General features: G+C 39.5%; 19 protein-coding genes and 1 riboswitch. Of the genes, 17 read left to right on the forward strand and 2 right to left on the reverse strand.

The genetic code is table 11. The annotated features are described in order from the left end of the window. Window positions 1-144: 144 nt before the first annotated feature. Entirely contained in the window at window positions 145-1,500 is a 1,356-nt protein-coding gene (locus FFM61_RS06085) for an aspartate kinase (RefSeq protein WP_074427722.1), read from the reverse strand. Window positions 1,501-1,607: 107 nt separating this feature from the next. Continuing rightward, window positions 1,608-1,779, forward strand: a riboswitch (Lysine riboswitch). Between the two features lie 92 nt (window positions 1,780-1,871). On the opposite strand from FFM61_RS06085, the gene alr reads away from it, so the two are divergent. The 8 genes from alr to FFM61_RS06125 all read left to right on the forward strand — a co-directional run bounded on the left by alr (window position 1,872) and on the right by FFM61_RS06125 (window position 10,209). Then, window positions 1,872-2,987: an alanine racemase gene (gene alr / locus FFM61_RS06090; RefSeq protein ID WP_074427721.1), complete on the forward strand. Its 1,116-nt coding sequence runs from the start codon at window positions 1,872-1,874 to the stop codon at window positions 2,985-2,987. Window positions 2,988-2,999: 12 nt separating this feature from the next. Continuing rightward, window positions 3,000-4,286, forward strand: a complete 1,287-nt coding sequence (gene lysA, locus FFM61_RS06095) for a diaminopimelate decarboxylase (RefSeq protein WP_074427720.1) — start codon at window positions 3,000-3,002, stop codon at window positions 4,284-4,286. Window positions 4,287-4,310: 24 nt separating this feature from the next. Further along, window positions 4,311-5,021, forward strand: a complete 711-nt coding sequence (gene dapD / locus FFM61_RS06100; RefSeq protein ID WP_074427719.1) for a 2,3,4,5-tetrahydropyridine-2,6-dicarboxylate N-acetyltransferase — start codon at window positions 4,311-4,313, stop codon at window positions 5,019-5,021. A gap of 18 nt (window positions 5,022-5,039) precedes the next feature. Further along, window positions 5,040-6,191, forward strand: coding sequence for an N-acetyldiaminopimelate deacetylase (locus tag FFM61_RS06105; RefSeq protein ID WP_074427718.1), 1,152 nt, complete (start codon window positions 5,040-5,042; stop codon window positions 6,189-6,191). A 14-nt stretch (window positions 6,192-6,205) separates the two neighbouring features. Next, window positions 6,206-7,081, forward strand: a complete 876-nt coding sequence (dapA, locus tag FFM61_RS06110; protein ID WP_074427717.1) for a 4-hydroxy-tetrahydrodipicolinate synthase — start codon at window positions 6,206-6,208, stop codon at window positions 7,079-7,081. A gap of 5 nt (window positions 7,082-7,086) precedes the next feature. Then, complete coding sequence (dapB, locus tag FFM61_RS06115; protein ID WP_074427716.1) at window positions 7,087-7,827, forward strand: 4-hydroxy-tetrahydrodipicolinate reductase; 741 nt, start codon at window positions 7,087-7,089, stop codon at window positions 7,825-7,827. Window positions 7,828-7,869: 42 nt separating this feature from the next. Next, complete coding sequence (locus FFM61_RS06120; protein ID WP_074427715.1) at window positions 7,870-9,051, forward strand: aminotransferase class I/II-fold pyridoxal phosphate-dependent enzyme; 1,182 nt, start codon at window positions 7,870-7,872, stop codon at window positions 9,049-9,051. 93 nt (window positions 9,052-9,144) lie between these two features. Continuing rightward, entirely contained in the window at window positions 9,145-10,209 is a 1,065-nt protein-coding gene (locus FFM61_RS06125; protein ID WP_074427714.1) for an aspartate-semialdehyde dehydrogenase, read from the forward strand. A 286-nt stretch (window positions 10,210-10,495) separates the two neighbouring features. Here the strand turns inward: FFM61_RS06125 and FFM61_RS06130 are convergent, their stop codons facing one another. Then, complete coding sequence (locus FFM61_RS06130) at window positions 10,496-11,233, reverse strand: M15 family metallopeptidase (RefSeq protein ID WP_074427713.1); 738 nt, start codon at window positions 11,231-11,233, stop codon at window positions 10,496-10,498. Window positions 11,234-11,428: 195 nt separating this feature from the next. Between FFM61_RS06130 and FFM61_RS06135 the strand changes: the two genes are divergently transcribed. From FFM61_RS06135 to aroA, 9 genes are all read left to right on the forward strand, one after another. Further along, window positions 11,429-12,613: an aminotransferase class I/II-fold pyridoxal phosphate-dependent enzyme gene (locus tag FFM61_RS06135; protein WP_074427727.1), complete on the forward strand. Its 1,185-nt coding sequence runs from the start codon at window positions 11,429-11,431 to the stop codon at window positions 12,611-12,613. 237 nt (window positions 12,614-12,850) lie between these two features. After that, on the forward strand, window positions 12,851-13,465 hold the full coding sequence (locus FFM61_RS06140; protein WP_074427712.1) for an ECF transporter S component: 615 nt from the start codon (window positions 12,851-12,853) through the stop codon (window positions 13,463-13,465). A 171-nt stretch (window positions 13,466-13,636) separates the two neighbouring features. Beyond that, window positions 13,637-14,317, forward strand: coding sequence for a VIT1/CCC1 transporter family protein (locus FFM61_RS06145; RefSeq protein WP_074427711.1), 681 nt, complete (start codon window positions 13,637-13,639; stop codon window positions 14,315-14,317). Between the two features lie 4 nt (window positions 14,318-14,321). Next, window positions 14,322-14,999 carry a VIT1/CCC1 transporter family protein gene (locus FFM61_RS06150; protein ID WP_074427710.1) on the forward strand — a complete coding sequence of 226 codons (678 nt, stop codon included), beginning with the start codon at window positions 14,322-14,324 and terminating at the stop codon, window positions 14,997-14,999. Window positions 15,000-15,103: 104 nt separating this feature from the next. After that, the gene (aroE, locus tag FFM61_RS06155; RefSeq protein ID WP_074427709.1) at window positions 15,104-15,916 is read left to right on the forward strand and encodes a shikimate dehydrogenase; all 813 of its coding nucleotides are present in this window, start codon (window positions 15,104-15,106) and stop codon (window positions 15,914-15,916) included. Window position 15,917: 1 nt separating this feature from the next. Next, window positions 15,918-16,904, forward strand: coding sequence for a 3-deoxy-7-phosphoheptulonate synthase (gene aroF, locus FFM61_RS06160; protein ID WP_074427708.1), 987 nt, complete (start codon window positions 15,918-15,920; stop codon window positions 16,902-16,904). Window positions 16,905-16,908: 4 nt separating this feature from the next. Continuing rightward, a complete protein-coding gene (gene aroB, locus FFM61_RS06165) occupies window positions 16,909-17,970 on the forward strand; it encodes a 3-dehydroquinate synthase (RefSeq protein WP_074427707.1) in 1,062 nt (353 codons plus the stop codon). Window positions 17,971-17,976: 6 nt separating this feature from the next. Next, on the forward strand, window positions 17,977-19,155 hold the full coding sequence (gene aroC / locus FFM61_RS06170; protein ID WP_074427706.1) for a chorismate synthase: 1,179 nt from the start codon (window positions 17,977-17,979) through the stop codon (window positions 19,153-19,155). Between the two features lie 25 nt (window positions 19,156-19,180). Beyond that, a complete protein-coding gene (aroA, locus tag FFM61_RS06175; RefSeq protein WP_074427705.1) occupies window positions 19,181-20,473 on the forward strand; it encodes a 3-phosphoshikimate 1-carboxyvinyltransferase in 1,293 nt (430 codons plus the stop codon).

Genomic DNA, 20,473 nt, shown 5'->3' on the forward strand with positions numbered 1-20,473 from the left:
TGTCTTTTTTTATGTGAAAAAGACAAAATAAAAAGCGTGAAATGTTTAGTTTCACGCTAGAAAGTATAGAGCCAAAATTATTGGTAATTTGCGACTTTTTTAGATTAAAGATTTCAATTGGTTGGCATCATATAAAGGGTGGACCTAAAAAACAGCTTCATAAATGACTTTAACCGCTTCGTCCATTTGGTCAACGGGTACGCCCAACATCGTTGAAATTTGCGAGGCACCTTGATTAACCATGGGGAGATTAATATTGTCTTTCGCCAATGCAGCTGTAATTTTATTAAGGGTACCAATATTTTTTTGCATCCCCTCACCAACAATCATAATAATAGCGTAATCATCAAGCCACTCTAAGTCATCAGGTGCAATTGTTTGATACAAGTCATGACTAATGTGTGCTTTGATAGTGGGGGTTAATTGTGATTTATCAAAGATAATTGTCATGTCATCAATTCCAGAAGGCATATGCTCATAACTAACATTATATGATGCAAGAATTTGTAAAATTTTCAACGTAAAACCAACTTCACGATTAAGCAAATAGCGGTGTAAATATAGTGCTGCAAAACGATCATCATTGGCAATGCCAGTTACTGGTAAAGTAGGCGTAATCGCCTGGTTAGGTACAATCATTGTACCAGGTGCCTCGGGATCATTAGTGTTTTTAACATTAATTGGTATATTTGCTTCGATGACAGGAATAATGGCTTCATCGTGAAAAACTGCGAAGCCGGCGTATGAAAGTTCACGCATCTCTCTGTAAGTCATTTTTTCAATCGACTTAGGATTAGCAACGATACCTGGATTAACAGTATAAATCGCAGAAACGTCAGTGAAATTTTCATATAAATCAGCATGCAAGCCACGTGCTAAAATTGCGCCGGTGATGTCAGAACCACCGCGACTAAAAGTGGCTGCATAACCGTCATTGGTATAGGCAATAAAACCAGGTACGATTAATAATTTATTTGCATCATACTGCACATGATGCATGCGTTCATAACTAGCAGGATCTAAGCGGGCAGCCCGGGGTGAACCACTAACCGTCATTCCTAAATCCATCGGGGAAACAAAAGTAGCCGGTTGACCAATTGTTTGTAGGATACAAGCAATTAATTGTGCATTGAGTAGTTCCCCATGCCCCATAAAGGCAGCGTATAAGTGGTCAAATGATGGATAATGAACACGATTTAACTGGATTAATTGCTGTTTTATTTGGGGAATAATCTTATTTTTTTCTAATCCAAAATATTGCGCAATGTCTTGGTAACGCGCCAAAATGGTCAACAAAATATCTGTGGTATCATCACCAGCAATAGTTTGATCAGCATAAGTTTTTAATAAGTCAGTCACCTTAATATCATCAGTAAAACGTTTACCTGGAGCTGATACAACAACGATTCTACGATCATTATCAGCTTGGATAATGTTAAGAACTTTTTGAACTTGTGCGCCAGTTGCTAGCGATGAACCACCAAATTTTACGACTTTCATTTTTTCCTCCAAATAAAAATTCTAATTGGCACTAATTAAAAGTGAAAAAAAGATTAATGTCAAGTGTTGACATAATAATAAAAATAATATATTCTAATGTTACATTAATGATTAATAGAGGTTGCAACCAATAAAAGTAGCTTAATGGAGCCTGCACAGGTAAAGAAATTAAGTGAAAGGAGCGGTTGCCGAAATAATTCAAATTGTGTCATTTGAATTGTTGGGATAGTAGTTAATAGCTATTAGACTGTCGCTAACAAGCGGGGTGCTATTGTCACAGTCTTATAGGATAATTTTAAGTCCGATTGACAGTGCAATAGTGCCTGTTGATCGGTTTTTTTGTGTCAGAAATTAAAATAGAGGTTGATAACATGGTAGTAGCAATAACAAGACCAACTAGAATTAAAATTTCACAAGCAGCAATTACGCATAATGTGTCGGTCACTAGAAAAATGAGTGGTGCCAAGTTTATGTTTCTAGCAGTAAAGGCCAATGCTTATGGTTTTGGGCTACAGACAATGGCACAAGCAGCAATCAAAGGCGGTGTTGATGGTTTAGCGGTTGCCGTTTTGGATGAAGCATTAGCGCTACGCCAAGTAGGTATTACCGTACCAATTCTAATTTTAGGCATCACGTTACCGCAATATGCGAAGTTAATGGCTGATAATGATTTAATTGCAACGGTTAGTGATTTAGCATGGCTACAGCAAGCAACTAACAATCTTGAGGGAACGTCCAACACATTACAAATTAACTTGGGTGTTGATACCGGCATGGGACGCATTGGGTTTAGAGAACGTGATGCGTTGATAGACGCAATACGGTATCTACAAGCAGCAGACACACCATTTAAATACCAAAGTATCATGACCCATTTTTCAGAAGGGGATTCACTAAAGAATGCTTATTTTCATGAACAATTGGCTAATTGGCATGCATTAACAGATGGTTTGTCAATGCCACCAATGGTTCATTTAGCAAATTCAGGCGCTGCACTCTATCATGCTGATGGAATACCAACGGATTATATTCGTGCAGGCACGGTGATCTACGGTATGGAACCTTCAAGAGGCTCAGTGTTGCCAGATAATTATTTAAAACCAGTTCTGACATTAGAAACGGAATTGATCTATGTTAAAAAAATGCCGGCTAATGCAGCCATTAGTTATGGTCATACATACCATACTAAAGAAGGCGAATGGATCGGTACCTTACCAATTGGCTATGCCGATGGTTTACCAAGATCATTAAAAGGTTTTGAAGTGTTGGTAAATGGGCAAAAAGCGCCCATCGTTGGTAACTTAGCAATGGATCAAATGATGATTTCATTACCTGAAGAATTACCAGTCGGTACAGTTGTAACCATTATTGGTCAACAAGGACAATATGAAAATACATTAGAAGATGTTGCACAACATGTTTCATTAGCACCATGGGTTGTTGCAACCGGCTTACAAGAACGCTTAATGCGTGTAATAGTAGATTAAAGGGGAATTCTTATGGCAGTACCATATCAGGTTAATCAAGCTGGTGAATTAACGATTGGTGGTGTAACCGCCACGTCATTGGCACAAAAGTATCAAACACCATTGTATGTATACGATGTGAATAGTATTCGCAATCAAATGCGGGCTTTTAAGGCCGTCTTCATTAATCGACACATGGCTTATGCCGTTTCCTATGCTTCGAAAGCATTCGCAACGGTGGCAATGTATGAAGTTGCGGCGCAAGAGGATATTCACTTAGATGTTGTTTCTGGTGGTGAAATTCAAACGGCATTAGCCGCAAATTTCCCAATGGCCAATGTTTCTTTCAATGGTAATAATAAATCAGCCGAAGAATTAGAGATGGCGATCGACAATGGTTTAGGAACTATTATTTTAGATAATTTCTATGAAATTAATCTATTACATGATTTATTAGCAGAGCGTAACCAAAAGCAAAATGTTTTGTTACGTATTACGCCAGGTGTTGAAGCTCATACGCACGATTATATTTCAACGGGTCAAACTGATAGTAAGTTTGGTTTTGATGTCAATAGTGGTCAAGCCCAGCAGGCGTTGGCGCAAACATTAGCTGATCCTTATTTGAATGTATTAGGAGTTTCGGCTCACATTGGTTCGCAAATCTTTGACGTGACTGGTTTTCAGATGGCTGCTGCCAAGTTAGTTGATTTGGTTCATGAGTGGGGCTTTGAACCACAAGTTATTAATACAGGTGGTGGGTTTGGTATTCGATATACGCAAGAAGATCAACCATTACCTGCAACTGAATTTGTTGAGGCAATTATTGATACGATTACTGAAAAGACTACTGAATATGGTATGACAATGCCAACCATTTGGATTGAACCAGGACGAGCAATTGTAGGACCTGCTGGTTATAATCTTTATACGATTGGTTCCAGAAAAGATGTGCCAGGTATTCGTAGTTACCTATCTGTTGATGGTGGTATGGGTGACAATATTCGCCCGGCATTGTATGAAGCAAAGTATGAAGCCATACTTGCCAACAATCCGTCGGCACCATCTGAACAAGTAGTCCGAGTAGCTGGTAAGTATTGTGAATCTGGGGATGTGTTGGTTTGGGAGCAAGCGTTACCACAGACGAAACCAGGGGATGTTTTAGCGGTGTTGGCAACTGGTGCTTACGGTTATTCAATGGCTTCAAATTATAATCGCAATCCACGTCCGGCTGTTGTCTTTGTTGAGGATGGTAAAGAGCAATTGGTTGTAGAACGTGAGACTTATACGGACATGCTTCGTTTAGATAAGCACTATCAATAAAAAGCAGAATTTGGGAGAAAAATAATGAACAATTTAGATGCACAAGAAATTATTAATTACATTGCGACGGCTCCTAAAAAGACGCCAGCACGTGTTACGTTAGCTGGTGATTTGGCACAGATTACCTGGCCAGAAACGGTGCAAGCATTTATTGAAACTAAAACTGGTACCGTAATTGGTGATTATCAAGACATTCAACCAGTTATTGCCGCAGCTGGTGATAAGATTTCTGATTATCATGTTGAATTATTAGCACGTAATAGTGGGGTACCTTTGTTGGATTATGAAAATGTACCTGCTCGTATTGAACCAGGGGCCATTATTCGTGACCAAGTTGCGATTGGTGAGAATGCTGTTATCATGATGGGCGCCGTTGTTAATATCGGTGCTGAAATTGGTGCTGGTACCATGATTGATATGGGGGCTGTTCTAGGTGGTCGTGCCATTGTGGGGGCGCATAGTCACGTTGGCGCAGGGGCAGTGTTGGCAGGAGTTGTTGAACCTGCTTCTGCTACACCAGTAACAATTGGGGATAACGTTTTGATTGGTGCCAATGCGGTTGTCATTGAAGGCGTCCAAGTTGGTGAAAATGCTGTTATTGCCGCAGGAGCTATTGTCACGAAGGATGTTCCCGCTAATACCGTGGTTGCAGGCGTTCCTGCTAAAGTTATTAAAAAGATTGATGAAAAGACACAAGCTAAAACGGCTTTGGTTGATGCGTTACGTTCATTATAAAAAGAAAGGGGATTTGCAGTGGCAACAGCTGATATTGATTTAATTGCGATTCGCCGTCATTTACATACCAATCCGGAATTATCGATGATAGAGTATCAAACGCAAGTTTATCTAAAAGAAATTGTTTTGTCTTGGGGGTCACCCTGGTTAACTATTCGAGAAATTCCAGCTATTCCAACAGCCTTGTTGGTGCGATTAACCGGTAGTAATCCTAAAAGAACAATTGGTTATCGGACGGATATTGATGCTTTACCGATAAAGGAAGAAACACAGTTGCCATATGCTTCCCAAAATGATGGTGTGATGCATGCTTGTGGTCATGATATTCATATGACAGTTGCGCTGGGGGTGTTAGCCCATTTTGCAGAAAATCAACCAACAGACAATATGGTTTTTTTGTTTCAACCAGCTGAAGAAGAACAAGCAGGTGGTAAACAACTATATGAATTGGGAACGTTTGTTGATGAATGGCGACCAGATGAATTTTATGCATTACATGATCAGCCAGCCATGCCAGCCGGTCAAATTGCAACACGTCAAGGAACGTTGTTTGCAGGTACGACCGAAATTCATTTAACGATTAAGGGTCATGGTGGTCATGCTGCTTTTCCCCACCAAGCACAGGATGTAATCGTTGCTGCCGCTTCATTTGTGATGGCGATTCAGACAATTGTTTCACGTAATGTTGACCCAGTACGTGGTGGCGTTATTACAATTGGTAAATTACAAGCTGGAACAATTGGTAATGTTATACCTAATGAAGCACAGTTGGCGGGTACGATTCGCGCCTTTCAACAAGCTGACTTAGAAATGATGCAACAGCGAGTACGTGAAATTGCCCAAAGTTTAGCAACCATGTATGGGGTCACTTTTGATCTTGAATTAAATCAAGGTGGTTATTGGCCGGTTAATAATGATCAAAAAACAACGGCTGCATTTATGGCATTTATGGCGAATGATGAAGATGTTGATTTTGCAATATCACAACCAGCTATGACAGGTGAAGATTTTGGCTATTTAATTAATCAGATTCCAGGTACGATGTTTTGGCTAGGTGTCGGTGATGCTGAACATGGGTTACATGACAGCCAGTTAGCACCCGATGAAGCAGCCATTGCACCAGGCGTTCACGCAATGATTAAATTTTTAAATTGGCGAATGGAACAATAGAAAGTGTGAATAAAATGTATGAAAATATTTCTTTGATTACGGCGATTATTACCCCATTTACGCAAGACAATACTATTGATTATCCGGCTTTGGATTCATTAACAAGCCGTTTGATTTCTGAGGGGTCACAAGGATTTGTGATTGGTGGGACAACAGGTGAGTCGCCAACATTAACGCATGCAGAAAAGGTTGCTTTGTATGCCTATTTTGCAGCTAAAGTTGGCGACTATGGTCCGGTGATTGCTAACGTAGGTGATAACAATACTGCTAATTCAGTTGCCCTAGCCAAAGAGGTCAGTGGCATTGCTGGTGTTGATGCTGTTTTGGCAGTGACACCTTATTACAGCAAGCCAAATCAGAAGGGGATGATGGCACATTTTAAAGCAATTGCTGATGCAGCAACTGTGCCAGTAATGGTTTACAATATTCCGGGACGTTCAGTAGTGGGTTTGACCAATGAGAGTGTTCTAACATTAGCAGAACATCCAAATATTAATGCTGTTAAACAGGTGACAAGTATTGATGATTTGGCTTATCTAGTTGACCATGCACCCGCTGATTTTAAGGTTTATACGGGTGAGGATTCACAAACTTTGGCTGCCAAGGCTGTTGGTGCTGCCGGAACGATTTCAGTTGCGGCCCATTTATATAGTAAAGAAATGACTGATTTGTTTGCAGCACTAGCTTCAGGTGATGTTGTTAAGGCAGGTGAAATGCAACGTTGGTTAACACCCAAGATGTTAGCTTTGTTTAGCTATCCATCGCCAGCACCACTTAAAGCAGTTTTGGCACATCAAGGTGAAGTACAAAATGTAACTCGTTTGCCAATCTTACCATTGGATGAAGTGGAAACACAGGACGTTTTAACAAAACTTGATCGAAAGGGATAATGGACATGACAACTGTATTTTTAGCTGGTGGCTTCGGTAAAATGGGGCGCGCTATTCAGCAATTAATCGCAACTGAATCAGATTTGCAACTTGTCGGTATTTTAGCACATGCACCAAGTGATAGTGATGTACCAGTTTTTACGTCGCTAGCTGATATTAATGTTACGGCTGATGTGTGGGTTGATGTCACACGACCAGATGCAGCCTTTGATAATGGCAAGTATGCTTTGCAACATGGGTTTAATTTAGTAGTCGGAACGAGTGGTTTACAAGAAGCGCAAGTTAAACAGCTAGCAAAAGTCAGTGAAGACAAGGGCCAAGCAACGTTGATTGTACCTAATTTTTCTTTGTCAGGTGTTTTGCTTATGCAGTTTGCTTCTCAAGCTGCAAAATACTTACCAGATGCTGAAATTTTGGAAATCCATAATCCCAAAAAAATGGATGCACCTTCAGGAACAGCACGGGCAACTGCCCAAGCAATTGCTCAAGCACGTGAGCAAACGCCAGTTACTACTAATCACGAGGATGCTGCTCGTGGGGATGAAATTGCTGGTGTGCCAGTGCATGCGATGCGTTTACCTGGTTATGTCGCTGAAGAAGAGGTTGTATTTGGCGCTCCAGGAGAAACATTACGTATTAAGCAAATATCATTTACTCGGGAGTCATTTATGGGTGGTGTTGCCTTATCCATTCGTCGTATTAATACTATTAAAGGATTGCAAACAGGATTAGACAAGGTATTATAATAAGTATTAGAATGTGGGCATATAAGCCAAGGAGAAGCAAAGATGGTTGAAGTGAGTGAAGCGTTGGTTAGCCAAGTTAATAAAACATTGGCTAATAGTGTCCCATCACCAATTCGGGTGGTTGATGATAGGTTTTCAAAGATAGACGGTATTTTAAAGTTAACATTGGGTGAACCAGATTTTTCAGCGCCTGAACATATTAAGCAAGCAATTATTGCTGATGTTGCGGCTGATGATTCGCATTATTCACCATCTCAAGGTGTGATAGCATTGCGTGAAGCTATTTCAGACTATTTGACAGAGCGTTTTGATACACCAAGATATGATCCAAAATCAGAGATTAGTGTTACGGTGGGCGCTGCTGAAGCCATTAGTGCAACTTTTCAGGCATTATTTAATCCTGGTGATGAATTAATTGTACCGACACCAACATTTCCACTTTATGAATCAGTTGCAAAAATGAATCATATTGAAGTAATTGGCTTAAATACAGCGCCTGATTTTCTTGTCACACCGGCAAAGTTAACAGCAACCATTAAAGAGCATCCTAATGCAAAAGCGATTTTATTGAATTATCCGTCAAATCCAACGGGTGTGACTTATTCGGCTGCACAATTAGCGGTATTAGCTGATATTTTGCGTGAGCATAACCTATTAGTTATCTCTGATGAAATTTATGCAGAACTTGTCTATGATGAAAAACACACGTCAATGGCTAAACTATTACCAGAACAGACGATTTTAATTAGCGGTTTATCAAAATCACATGCCATGACAGGTTATCGAATTGGTTACGTGGTTGGCCCATCAGCATTAATGAATCAGATTGGTAAAGCGCATCAATCAATGGTGGCAACGGCACCAGGTCCAATGATGGCTGGTGCCATTGAAGCGTTACGTAATGGACGTGAAGATCCTGTTGCTATGCGAACTGTTTATCAAAAGCGACGCGATTTTGTCTTAGAAGGCTTAGCTAAGGCAGGTTTCACTGCAGCACAACCAGGTGGTGCTTTTTATATCTTTGCAAAAATCCCAGCATCATTAAATACGAATGATCTGGAATTTGTTTACGATTTAGCAGAAACTGTGAAATTAGGTATTGCACCAGGCTCAATTTTTGGTGCAGGTGGTGAAGGCTATATTCGTATTTCATATGCCGCTTCAACAGAAAAGTTGCAAACAGCGATGACACGTTTGCAACATTATGTTGAATTAAAAAAATAAATAATTATTACAAGCACAACTGGATTTTTCAGCATTGTGCTTTTAATGTAGCAAATTTTTGATTAAAACCAAGCATATAAGGGGGACTAAAAGATGGATGAAGGATATCATGTTGCAATTTTAGGTGCGACCGGTGCAGTTGGGACACGTATTTTAGCACAGTTAGCGCAATCAACAATTCCAGTAAAATCATTAAAGTTACTAGCATCAGCGCGTTCAGTTGGTCAAACACGCCAATTTAAAGGCCAGGTTATTCCGATTGAGGAAGCAAAACCAACATCATTTGACGGGGTGGATTTAGTACTGGCTTCAGCAGGTGGACAACTAGCAGGCGAATTATTACCCGAAGCAGTCAAACGTGGTGCTGTTGCAGTTGATAATTCATCATATTGGCGCATGGATCCAAAGGTACCATTAGTTGTACCTGAAGTTAATCCAGAAGCATTAGCTGATCATCATGGCATTATTGCTAACCCTAATTGTTCAACAATTCAAATGGTTGTTGGATTAGAACCATTGCATAAAGCATATGGTCTAAAACAAGTGATTGTTTCAACCTATCAAGCTGCTTCGGGGGCAGGGCAGCGTGCCTGGGATGAATTATTACAACAAGCGCAACAACATTTGAATGGTGAGTCCCAAACAGCTGAAATTTTACCAACCAAGGGTGATAAAAAGCATTATCCGTTAGCATTTAACTTATTACCACAAATTGATACGTTTCAAGATGACGGTTATACGTATGAAGAACAAAAAATGATGCAAGAAACCAAAAAAATCATGTTTGGTGATCCAACATCAACTCAAGTTAAGGTGACGGCGACGGCAGTTCGTGTACCAGTACCAGTTGGTCATGGTGAGTCGGTTTATGTTACCGTTGCTGATGAATCTGCAACACGTGCAGATGTACAACGACTTTTGGCAGCAGCACCAGGTGTTGTTTTGGAAGATGATCCAGCAAATCAAGTCTATCCACAACCATTAAATGCAGTGGATAAGCGTGAAACATTTGTGGGACGTGTACGGGCAGACATTGAAAATCCGGGTAGTTTTAATATGTGGGTTGTCTCTGACAATCTTTTAAAAGGGGCTGCTTGGAACACGGTGCAAATTGCTGAAGAATTAGCAAAACGAGATTTAATTCATAGTCAAGTGTAAGCTTTGATTAAAAATAAGTGAAACCACATTAATTTTAATTAGAAATTAATGTGGTTTAGATAGAAAAGTTGGGATCACAGAAGATGTCCCAACTTTTTTAGTTAAAAATGTATTAATGATGCGCCTGCAATGTTTATAGTGTAAACGCGTTACACCGAACTGAACCCCGTAAGTTTGGAGGTATTCCAACTTACGGGGTTCAGTTCACACGCTGGCTTCAAACCGCCTTTTTCTGCGTGCTCTTTTTCTTAATAGCCATCATAAATGTTACAAATTATTGGTATGTTTAATAAGCTTTCACCCAAGGAAATACTGGTTTTGTAGCACCATATAAAGCGTGATCTTGATTGCTTAATTTAGCCCAATTTTGATTACCATAATCAAAATGCCACCATTCTTCAGTGTAGTTAGTAAAACCAGATTGAATCATGATGTGATAGAGCAACCGTCGATTACGGCGGGCTTCCTCATATTTGTCAGAAGTGTCGTCCACTTCGTAATAAGTGGTTTTGGCGTGAAGACTAATATCATCAAAGGGGCTTCCCATATCTAATAGGCGTCCTTTTTCATCGATGATTGATAAATCAACAGAACCCCCAGTGTTATGTGGTGACGGCTTCTTTTCATCAGTAGACGGTAAGGCGACAATTCGTAAAGCCGCTTGTTGAATTTCCTCATCAGAATAAGTAGGGTGGTCGCGTTTAACAAATAATTTCATTTGATCAAATAAGGCTTGTTGCGTGGGGATACTACGCCACGTGTCAAATACAACAAATTTATAGCCGTAGGGAAGTTTGCGCGCAGCTTCAATTAATTTTTCTTGTACATGTGCTCGGGCAAATAGTTCAGGATAGGCACCGGGTAAGTTTTGGATAAAATATTGTGGGCTAACAATCAGTTTTTCAGGTAAATAACTTAATGAAACTAAGGGCTCGTTATTTTCTATAATGGGCACTTCTTTAATAGGTGCCCAATCCCAATTTTGAATGGGTGCTTCAATCGGCGTGTCAGTAAAATCTAACATTCTAAGCCTCCTCTAGTTTAATGATTAAAAAACATTTTTTATGAGAATGATATATAATTATTTTATCATGAATTTAGTATAATAAACTAATCTACTAGTTGTGTTAAGGTAGAAAAAAATAGTAAAATGGACTTTAAATTTAATATTAACTATGATACTAAATTAAAAAATAAATAGAAATGTGAGTGAATGAAAATGACGCAAAATGAATTTGTACAACCGTTGAATGCCAAAATCACGAATCTAGCACCTGATGGGTTAACAGGTTTTCAAAAACAAGTGCGTGACATACCAGATTTGTTACGTTTAACATTTGGTGAACCGGGATTTGATGTTGATGAAAATATCAAAGAAGCGGTTATGTCATCAATTGCCAATAATAATTCACACTATGCTGATGCCCAAGGGGAACGTGATTTGCGTCAAGCAGCAGCAGCATATTATAGCTCACGCTATGATTTGCCATTTGATGATGAAACTAATGTCATTGTAACAGTGGGGGCATCAGAAGCTATCAATGTGATTTTTATGACTTTGCTAAATGATAACGAAGGCTTAATGATTCCTGAACCAGCCTATGCACCTTATACAGCTTCCTTAGACTTAGCACATGGTCAAAAAATTACCGTTAATACACGACCAACTAATTTCAAATTAACACCGGAATTAGTGGCGCAAACAGTTGAAGAATCGGATGTTAACATTAAAGCTGTCTTGTTTAATTATCCAGTTAATCCGACTGGTGTGACCTACACACGCGATGAATTAGAAGCGCTTGCGGATGTCTTCAAGAAGTACCATTTATGGGTGATTTCTGATGAAATTTATGCACAATTGACATACGATCAAGAGCATGTTTCAATGGCTAGTCTCTTACCAGAACAATCAATTCTAATGACTGGTTTATCAAAATCACATGCCATGACAGGATATCGCATTGGCTTTATTATTGCTGATAAAGCTTTCGTTGATCAGGCACAAAAAGTTCATGAGGCGCTAACGTTTGCGTTACCTAAATTTATTCAAGATGGTGCAACAGTTGCGTTAACGAAATCAGCTAATGTTGCTGAGGGGATGCGTGAAATTTACAAAAAGCGACGTGACTGGATGGTCCCACAACTAGAAGCATTTGGGTTTGAAATTGTACCGGCAGAAGGTGCTTTTTATATCTTTGCTAAGATTCCAGCTGATATGAATCAAGACAGTGAAGTTTTTGCGTTAGATTTAGCTGAAAATGGACATGTTGCCGTAATTCCTGGGGCTGCTTTTTCTGAATTTACGCCAGAATATATTCGTATTTCATATGCTGCATCTGATGAAGATTTACAAGAAGCAATTCGACGTATGAATATTTATTTTGATAAGAAACGTGCAAATTAAAAAATATTATGAATAACGTATGGTACCGTAGAGTCTGATGATATACGTTTAAAAAGTAGTAAATGCCTGTTAACCGGGCATTGTACTACTTTTTTAGTTTGAAATACTATTTTCCCCCGAGCCTATAAATGCTTTTTTAAACAAATTAAAAGATTTTGTGTAATAATTTCAAACATTTGTTGTATGATAATTAATGAATATTTTATAAACACTAACAATAAATTTGGAGGAACACTGATGCAACCGCGTATGAATAAAAGTAGACAACTTGTATTAACTGCCTTATTCATTGGAATTGTTTTATTACAATCGATTGTCCCTTGGTTGGGAACCTTACCATTAGGGGCGTTTGCCATTGGGGCAGCCGTCACAATTATTACCTATACAGTTGCAATTGGTAGTATGGTTTTAGGACCAAAAGGTGGTGCCTTATTAGGATTTGTGTGGGGTGCATACTCACTGTGGCATGCATGGTCAAGCGTACCTAGTATTGGGGCTTTAATTTTTCGTAATCCGTTTACGGCACTAGTGCCACGAATATTGGTTGGCTTTTTGATTGGTTATTTATATCATCGATTTGTACAACAACGTGATTTCAAGCAGCAGGGTATTTGGTTAAGTATTTTAGGTGGCCTCTCTGCCTTGATTAATACGAGTCTAGTGTTAGCCATTACTTGGATTAGCTTTACAATAATGGATACGTCATTTACGGGGATTCCTAATACTAATTTAGCGCAGTGGTTGATCGTTTCAATTGCTGGCTTTAATGGTATTTTTGAAATAATTGTTGGTGCTATTTTAGTACCAGTTATCGGTATCCCAGTTTTAACCTATATGAAGAAGCAACTTTAAGTGAGTGTGATATCTTTAAGACTCGTTTGTAATCCAGGGGGTTATGAACGAGTTTTTATTTTATCTGATATTCAGGAATGATTTTTGTTTCATAAAAACTCTTACTTTAAGTCAAAAACATTTTTTCTTTTTTTACGAGTATAATTGAAAAGACTGAGAGGAGGCTATTGCATGAAAACAAATCAAGATTTAGCCCAAAAAAATAATATTATCCGAGCTGCTGTAATGGGGGCTAATGATGGTATTTTATCTGTATCTGGAATTGTTATTGGCGTTGCAGGCGCAACAACAAGCTCCTTTGCAATATTTATTGCGGGCTTTGCTGGAGCGCTAGCAGGAACAGTTTCTATGGCAATGGGTGAATATGTATCAGTACACTCAGAAAATGATGCCCAGAAAAAGGCCATCCTGCGGCAAAAATCAGCTTTACAAAATAATTATCATGAAGAATTTGATTTTGTAAAAGAACGGTATATGCAACAAGGTATTTCTAAAGAATTAGCATTGACTGCAACAACTGAATTAATGAATCAAGATCCTTTAGGAACAACAATTAAAGAGCGTTATGGTTTTACACAGCATCATGAAATATCAGCTGTATCGGCTGCCATTTCCTCAATGATTGCTTTTCCATTAGGTTCATTATTGCCGATGTTGGCAATGACATTATTACCTGTGCACATACGCATTATGGCAACCGGTATTGCTGTCTTAATTGCTTTAGGCATTACAGGCTTTATGGCAGCACATTTATCAGGAGCAGATAAACAAAAAGCAACCATACGTAATATTATGGCAGGGGTTTTTACGATGATTATTACTTATTTAATTGGTTCGTTGATAGGAGCTTAATATTATGACAAAAAAAGCCAACATCATGGCAGAAAAATTAAATACAATTCGTGCAGGCGTTTTGGGGTCAAATGATGGTATTTTAACAGTAGTGGGGGTGCTATTTTCAGTCGGTGCTGCAACGACCAACCAATTTACAATCTTATTGGCAGGACTAGCCGATTTATTAGCATGCGCTTTATCAATGGCGTCAGGAGAATACGCTTCAGTGAGTTCGCAAGCAGATGCACAAAAAGTTGTCGTTGTAGATGAAAAAAAGCGAATCAAAAAGCAACCAGATCAAGTACAGCAAGATATTTATCAATTTTATTATGATCAGGGATTGACCGAAGTAACGGCTCATAAAATTGCCCGTGAATTAATGCATAAAATCCCATTAGAGACGATTTTAAAAGTGAAATATGACATGACATTGGGCCATTACGTGAGCCCCTGGTCAGCAGCGTTCTCTTCATTGATATGTGCTAGCCTAGGTGGTATGTTACCACTTGCAGCCATGTATTTAGCGCCATTACAGTGGCAATTTTTAGCAACGATTGGGGCGACAATTGTTGCGGTTGCCTTAACCGGATTTTTAAGTGCTAAATTAGGACAAGGTCTGCCTAAACGGGCTATTAGTCGTAATATTATGATTGGCTTAATAACGATTGCAATTCATTATGGTATTGGAATGCTCTTCTGATTTTAGTAAACTTATTAATGAGAAGAGTTTAGCAACAAAAAAGAGGCTGCTTCTTGGTGGTCTCTTTTTTACTTGTTGAAAATATAAAATTTCCGGAGAGATTAATGACAGATTATTATGGATTAATTGGGTATCCGGTCGAACATTCAAAATCACCCATTATGCAAAACCAAGCATTCCGTTTGGCAAATATTGATGCAACTTATCAATTATTTTCTATTGAACCGCAAAACTTAGCAATAACATTACCACAACTAGTTGCTCAAGGTATCAAGGGGCTAAATGTTACGATGCCCTTTAAACAAGCAGTTGTGCCTTATATGGATGAAATATCTGATTTATCTAAACGGCTTGGTGTGGTTAATACAATTACCATTAAGGATGGGCGTTTATTTGGTGATACGACTGATGGACAGGGATTTTGGACCACAATAACGCAGGCACCTAAACAGACAATTATTATTGGGACTGGTGGTGCTGCACAAGCAATTATTGCGAGTGCTCCTCGGACGACGCAAGTGCACGTGTTTAATCGAATGAGTGAAAAATTTGCTGCTAAGGCAGAAGCACTAGCTGATTTAATGCCAGAACCATTACATGATCTGGCAACAATTGCGCAATATCTACCAACAGCTGATCTCATTGTGAATGCAACAAGTGTCGGGATGAGAGATGAACCATCATTATTATCCCCACAACAATTTTCATTAACACCTAAACAAGCACAAGTTGTCGATATTATTTATAAGACAGACGATACACCTTTTGTGTCAGCAGCCAAACAAGCCAATCGAGAGGCAATGGATGGACTAGCTATGTTAGCCGGGCAAGGCGCATTGAGTTTTGCTACTTGGACGGGCATAATTCCTGATCAACAACGTATGTTGGTAGCGATTTCAGAAGAAAGAAGAAATTAAAATGATTATTGTAATGAAAGATGAACAAACAGCACAGGCGGTCGTAACACAAGCTAAAAGCCGCCAATTAAACCATGTCTATCGTTTTAAAAATCGTGTTGGCTTTGCTGAAATTAAAACTCGTGCAGATTTATCATTCATTAATCAAGCCGATGTTGTCGAAATGATTGCTGAACATCCAGCAGCGATGCAAGTTAGTCGAACATTTCACCCAAACGATACTGTGATTCAAACAGCACATAGTCAAATTGGTGGTGATAACTTTAATCTAATTGCAGGTCCTGATGCAATTGAATCAGCTGATCATGTTTTAACAATGGGAAAATTTGCGCAAGCCGCCGGTGCGACTATTTTACGTGGTGGTTCATATAAACCACGGACTAACCCGTATAGTTTCCAAGGATTAGGTGAGCAGGGACTTAAGTGGCATCGAGCCGCCGCAGATGCCTTAGGAATGGATATGATGACAGAAATCATGAGCCCTGCTGATGTTGATTTAGTTGGTCAATATACGGATATATTCCAAGTAGGTACTCGTAATATGCAAAATTTTGCCTTATTAAAAGCAGTTGGTAAACAAGCTAAACCCGTATTATTAAAACGAGGAATGAGTGCCACGGTCGATGAATGGTTAAGTGCAGCTGAATATATTGCCTCGGAGGGTAATACGCAAATTATATTGATGGAACGTGGTATTCGTAGTTTTGATCAAAAATATTTACGGAATACAATGGATGTTAGTGTGATTCCAGTATTAAGAGAATTGACACATTTGCCAATTTTAGCGGATCCATCTCATGCTGCGGGTGTTGCTGAACATGTGACAGCAACTGGTTTGGCAGCTGTGGCAGCTGGTGCACAAGGTTTAATGATCGAGATTCATGATCAACCAACCAAAGCGTGGGTTGATGGTAAACAAGCGTTAACGCCAGAACAAATGATTAATTTATTTGTGAAAGCCCAAGCCATTCACGACATAGTGAGGTAAGCTAATGATAACGGTATCTCTTCCTAATAAGATCTATCAAATAAAAATAGCAAACGGATTACGTGAACAGATTGGCGCACAAATTCAAGGTGTTTGGTCACAACGACAAATATTAGTTATGACAGATGAGCAAGTTGGTCATTATTATTTAGCAGAAACATGTGCCCAATTAGAAGCGGTTGGTTATCAGGTCACAACATTAGTCCTTCCAGGTGGTGAACAAACCAAGACGTTACCGTATTTAGAACAAGCCATCACAATGCTAGCGGATAATCATTTTACACGCGATGATGGGATAATTGCTCTGGGCGGCGGTGTCATTGGTGATCTGGCAGGACTTACTGCCGCAACGTATATGCGTGGCATTGGGTTTATTCAACTTGCGACATCTTTGACGGCCCAAGTTGATTCGAGTGTTGGTGGAAAAACTGCAATTAATTTAGGTCAAACTAAGAATATTATGGGAACATTCTATCAACCAGACTTAGTTTTAATTGATCCGTCATATTTAAAAACACTAGCAAATCGTGATTTAGTTGAAGGTTATGCAGAGGTTGTTAAAACAAGTGCACTAGCAGGTGGCGTTTTTTGGGAGTTAACTGGTAAGATACAATCAACGGTGGATATTTTAGAGAATGCGTTAACGTTAATTACGCAGTCGGTACAATATAAGGCTGGGATTGTTATACAGGATGAACAGGAAGCGGGTATTCGTAAATATCTTAACTTTGGGCACACAATTGGACATGCAATTGAATTATTGGCACATGGTAAATTAAGGCATGGTGAGGCTGTCTCAATTGGGATGATAGCAATTACGCAACGATTTGTACAAGCTGATATTAGCACGGTAAAATTTTTGGATGATTTGCGCCATAGGTTAACCGTAGTTGGTTTGCCAATTGATTCACCACTAGTGCAAAATTCAAATATGTTGCATCAATTGGTGCATGATAAGAAAAATCATGCAGGTGTGTTGCAATTAGTTGCAATTAAAACGCCAGGAGAACCACTAATTATTCCCAAAGCATTAACAGATATGAATAAATTTATGCAAGGAGCGTGATAGGCAATGCGTTATATGACAGCCGGTGAAAGTCATGGACCAGAAGAAGTCGCTATTATCGAAGGAATTCCAGCGGGTTTAATGATTACAGCCGATGATATTAATGAACAATTAGCACGACGTCAGCATGGTTACGGGCGTGGTCAACGTCAGGTTATTGAAACAGATACAGTTACAATTATGGCAGGCGTTCGTCATCAGGTAACGTTAGGTTCACCGATTGCCTTAAATGTGCATAATGATGATCATAATCATTGGGCCAAAATTATGGACCCTAATATACCAGCAACTGTTGAAAATAGTACACGCAAAGTAATGCGTCCGCGACCAGGACATGCTGATTTGGTTGGTGGAATGAAATATCGTCATCAAGCAGATTTGCGCAATGTGTTGGAACGTTCATCCGCTCGTGAAACTGTTATGCGGGTGGCTGTGGGTGCAGTGGCTAAAAAATTATTGGCAGCATTAGATATTGATGTGCACGGGTTTGTGGCCAACATAGGTCCGGTTAAGAGTGATTTGACACAATTAATTAAATATCAAAATTTGGCAGAATTACGTGCTGTAACGGAGGGTTTTGCCACTCGTTCAATGACAGCGACAGATGATCAGGCGATGCAAGCCGTTATTGATCAGACAAAACGAAACCGTGACACAGTGGGGGGAACTGTCCAGGTGATGGCGTCTGGTGTTCCAGCTGGGTTAGGGTCTTACGTAGCTGCTGATGAAAAATTAGATGCTAAAATTGCCCGTGCAATTGTTGGTATCAATGCTTTTAAAGGCGTTGAATTTGGTGGTGGTTTTGATAATGCTGATAAATATGGTAGTCAAGTAATGGACGAAATTTATTGGTCTGCAGCACGTGGCTTTTACCGAGGCGCTAATCATCTCGGCGGTTTTGAAGGTGGTATGACTACTGGTGAGATGATTGTTGTTCGTGGTGTTGTTAAGCCAATTCCAACGTTATATCAGCCAATGCAAAGTGTTGACATTGATACACATGAAGATCATCGTGCGTCTACGGAACGGTCCGATACAACTGCTGTCACTGCGGCAGCAGTTATTGCTGAAGCGATGGTGGCGATTGAACTGGCCAAAGCCATCTTAGATAAATTTGATACGGATAGCTTGTCACGCTTGCAAGAACAAGTGGCTGCGTATCGTGAGGAAATTAAGAATTTTTAATGATAAAAGAATTGTAGGTTAAATAATGGGCAATTTGAAGTTACAAACAATGGGGCGGCATCTGCGGGGAACACTAATAATGCCTGGTGATAAAAGTATTTCACATCGTGCAGTGATGTTGGGAAGCATTGCATCAGGAGATACAAGAATTCACAATTTATTAGATTCACAAGACGTTAACAGTACGATTACAGCAATGTCCAACCTTGGTGTGACTTTTGAGTATGATGGTGCTGACTTAATCGTCCATGGCAAATCATTAGCTACATTAACTGAGCCAAAACAGGTATTGAATATGGAAAATTCAGGAACCTCAGCCCGTTTATTAATGGGATTATTAGCAAAACAACCGTTCACTTTAACTTTTCGCGGGGACAGTAGTTTGTCTAAAAGGCCCTTTGCGCGGGTAATCAAGCCATTAATGGCAATGGGGGTTAGTTTTGTTACAAAAAATGATCGTTTACCAGTAACAAAATTGGCTACTAAGAAGTTAAAAGGGATATCATATGAATTACCAGTGGCCTCAGCTCAGGTTAAAAGTGCCATTATTTTAGCCGCATTACAGGCTGATGAAACAACAACGATTATTGAACCAATTCCCACGCGTGATCATACTGAGCGTATGTTAGCGTCATTTGGTATTTCGGTAAAGCGTGTTGAAAATCGCATGATTGTGGAACCACAAACGCACCTAATAGCAACTACTATTCAAGTGCCAGGTGATATTTCATCAGCAGCCTATTGGTTAATTGCTGCTTTATTAGTGCCAGATAGTGATTTGACCCTAAAGCAGGTCGGCGTGAACCCGACACGAACAGGGATTATTAGTATCCTGACACGAATGGGCGCATCGTTTGAATTTGCAGCGGAGCAGACAATTGGTGAGCCAATTGCTGATATCCGGGTGCAATCACAAACATTGCATGGGACGACTGTGACAGCAACCGATGTACCAACGATGATTGATGAAATGCCTTTGATTGTTTTAGCAGCAACACAAGCTAAAGGTGACACTCTAATTACTGGTGCAAGTGAATTACACGTCAAAGAATCTGATCGTATCGCAACGGTAACGACACAACTTAATAAATTGGGTGCCCATATTGAAGCAAAAGAAGATGGGTTTTATGTACATGGTGATACGCCATTGCATGTGACAAAGCCAACGGTTATTGATTCTTGTGGTGATCATCGTGTTGGTATGATGCTGGCAATTGCTGCCTTAATTACGACAGGCGAGGTTTCTTTAGCCAGAGCAGATGCTGTTAATATTTCATATCCTAAATTTTTCAAAGATTTAGATGAGGTTCTATCATAA

The organism is Weissella hellenica (assembly GCF_005405545.1).
Classification (GTDB): domain Bacteria; phylum Bacillota; class Bacilli; order Lactobacillales; family Lactobacillaceae; genus Weissella; species Weissella hellenica.

Coding starts and splice junctions, on each gene's coding strand:
- FFM61_RS06085 (WP_074427722.1), bottom strand. CDS start 1,500: ATGAAAGTCGTAAAATTTGGTGGTTCATCGCTAGCAACTGGCGCACAA.
- alr (WP_074427721.1), top strand. CDS start 1,872: ATGGTAGTAGCAATAACAAGACCAACTAGAATTAAAATTTCACAAGCA.
- lysA (WP_074427720.1), top strand. CDS start 3,000: ATGGCAGTACCATATCAGGTTAATCAAGCTGGTGAATTAACGATTGGT.
- dapD (WP_074427719.1), top strand. CDS start 4,311: ATGAACAATTTAGATGCACAAGAAATTATTAATTACATTGCGACGGCT.
- dapA (WP_074427717.1), top strand. CDS start 6,206: ATGTATGAAAATATTTCTTTGATTACGGCGATTATTACCCCATTTACG.
- dapB (WP_074427716.1), top strand. CDS start 7,087: ATGACAACTGTATTTTTAGCTGGTGGCTTCGGTAAAATGGGGCGCGCT.
- FFM61_RS06120 (WP_074427715.1), top strand. CDS start 7,870: ATGGTTGAAGTGAGTGAAGCGTTGGTTAGCCAAGTTAATAAAACATTG.
- FFM61_RS06125 (WP_074427714.1), top strand. CDS start 9,145: ATGGATGAAGGATATCATGTTGCAATTTTAGGTGCGACCGGTGCAGTT.
- FFM61_RS06130 (WP_074427713.1), bottom strand. CDS start 11,233: ATGTTAGATTTTACTGACACGCCGATTGAAGCACCCATTCAAAATTGG.
- FFM61_RS06135 (WP_074427727.1), top strand. CDS start 11,429: ATGACGCAAAATGAATTTGTACAACCGTTGAATGCCAAAATCACGAAT.
- FFM61_RS06140 (WP_074427712.1), top strand. CDS start 12,851: ATGCAACCGCGTATGAATAAAAGTAGACAACTTGTATTAACTGCCTTA.
- FFM61_RS06145 (WP_074427711.1), top strand. CDS start 13,637: ATGAAAACAAATCAAGATTTAGCCCAAAAAAATAATATTATCCGAGCT.
- FFM61_RS06150 (WP_074427710.1), top strand. CDS start 14,322: ATGACAAAAAAAGCCAACATCATGGCAGAAAAATTAAATACAATTCGT.
- aroE (WP_074427709.1), top strand. CDS start 15,104: ATGACAGATTATTATGGATTAATTGGGTATCCGGTCGAACATTCAAAA.
- aroF (WP_074427708.1), top strand. CDS start 15,918: ATGATTATTGTAATGAAAGATGAACAAACAGCACAGGCGGTCGTAACA.
- aroB (WP_074427707.1), top strand. CDS start 16,909: ATGATAACGGTATCTCTTCCTAATAAGATCTATCAAATAAAAATAGCA.
- aroC (WP_074427706.1), top strand. CDS start 17,977: ATGCGTTATATGACAGCCGGTGAAAGTCATGGACCAGAAGAAGTCGCT.
- aroA (WP_074427705.1), top strand. CDS start 19,181: ATGGGCAATTTGAAGTTACAAACAATGGGGCGGCATCTGCGGGGAACA.